This is a genomic window from Streptococcus sp., from assembly GCF_019414905.1.
Classification (GTDB): Bacteria; Bacillota; Bacilli; order Lactobacillales; family Streptococcaceae; genus Streptococcus.
Window position 1 is genome coordinate 1 of record NZ_DXLC01000130.1, and the last position, 1,454, is coordinate 1,454.

Annotated in this window: 2 protein-coding genes; both read right to left on the reverse strand. The window is 41.3% G+C overall.

Translation table 11 applies throughout. The annotated features are described in order from the left end of the window. Positions 1-589, reverse strand: a 589-nt coding sequence (locus QZ359_RS03960; RefSeq protein ID WP_293960703.1) for a ribonuclease HII, incomplete at its 3' end; no start/stop codon positions are given. Continuing rightward, positions 576-1,427: a ribosome biogenesis GTPase YlqF gene (gene ylqF, locus QZ359_RS03965; RefSeq protein ID WP_261048132.1), complete on the reverse strand. Its 852-nt coding sequence runs from the start codon at positions 1,425-1,427 to the stop codon at positions 576-578. The genes ylqF and QZ359_RS03960, both read right to left, overlap by 14 nt. Positions 1,428-1,454 lie beyond the last annotated feature (27 nt).

Consider the following 1,454-nt stretch of genomic DNA (forward strand, 5'->3'; position numbering starts at 1 on the left):
CTATAGAAGCTGCTGCAATTGAAAGGGAATTAGCATCTCCTTTGATGATAGATGTTTGTGAAATGGGCAAGTCCAGTTTCATGGCATCTATCAAGAGATGTTCAGGTTGAGGACTGAGCTGGTAGATTGCTTCCTTCATAGCTAGTTTGGTTGCTTCATAGATATTGACTTGGTCAATGAGATGATTATCCATGATACCAATCCCGATTGACAAGGCTTGGTTTTGAACGGCTTGATAAATTTCTAGATGTTTCTTTTTAGGAATTTTCTTGCTGTCGTTGAGACATCTAATCTTACAATTTTTAGGCAAAATAACGGCTGCAGCGACTACAGGTCCAGCCAGAGGACCACGGCCGACCTCATCAACACCAGCAATTAATGTCAATCCTTGCCTATAAAGTTCTTTTTCATAGGAAAGCATGGATTCCAAACGAAGATCCTCATCCAATTCTGCCTGAATGGCTTTTTTACGCTTGCTGATTTCTTTTTGAACTCCTGAGCGATTATCCTTTTCAAGATCTAGAAAAATAGGGCTATCAAGGTCCTTGGCCGTAGCAAGGAGTTCTTTGATTTCTTTAATCGTCACCATCTAGGTCTTCCAATGTATCTAAGGTATAGTTACCGAGTTTGCCATCACGGACTTCCTTCACGAAGAGACTGTAAAAGCGGTCATAGTCGTCACGGAAACCAAGGGCACGGGTCATATTCATAATAATAACAGGCGCTTTTTCTTCAATCTTCATTTGTTTGAAGCGTTCAGCCAGCTTTTCTGGATAATGTTCTTTGAAATAATTGAGGCCAAAAATAGTTACCTCATCCATAGGAAGTAACTGGTCTTTGATAGCTCCAGTCAAGGCTAGTTTAAGAGCAACAGTTTCGTCTTCGAATTTAGGCCAGAGAATCCCTGGTGTGTCCAAGATTTCCAGGTCTTTATTGGTTTTGAGCCATTGTTGCCCCTTGGTAACACCTGGTTTATTGCCGACAACGGCAATCTTCTTACCGGCCAAACGGTTCATGAGAGTGGATTTACCAGCATTTGGAATTCCAATAATCATGGTACGCAAGGTTTCAATCTTGATACCACGTTCTTTCTGACGAGCAATCTTATCTGCCATGAGCTTCTTGGCCGCATCTGTTACAACTTTTACAGTCACTTGCTCTTTGGAGTTGATAGCTAGCGTCTGAATTCCTTGTGATTCAAAATACTGGCGCCATTCCTTGGTCATTGCTGGGTCAGCCAAGTCCGCCTTGTTTAAAATCAAGAGTTTTGGTTTATCACCAACGATTTTGGTCAACATAGGATTTTGACTGGATAGAGGTAAGCGTGCATCCACCAAAATCGTTACAAAATCAACAAATTTTAAATTTTCCTGCACCTGTCGACGTGCTTTAGACATGTGACCAGGAAACCATTGAATAGTAGCCATTGAGTTTTTTTCCTTTCATAGCAAGGG

Bases quoted from the DNA above. Each gene is read 5' to 3' on its own strand.
- ylqF (WP_261048132.1), bottom strand. From the start codon at position 1,427: ATGGCTACTATTCAATGGTTTCCTGGTCACATGTCTAAAGCACGTCGA.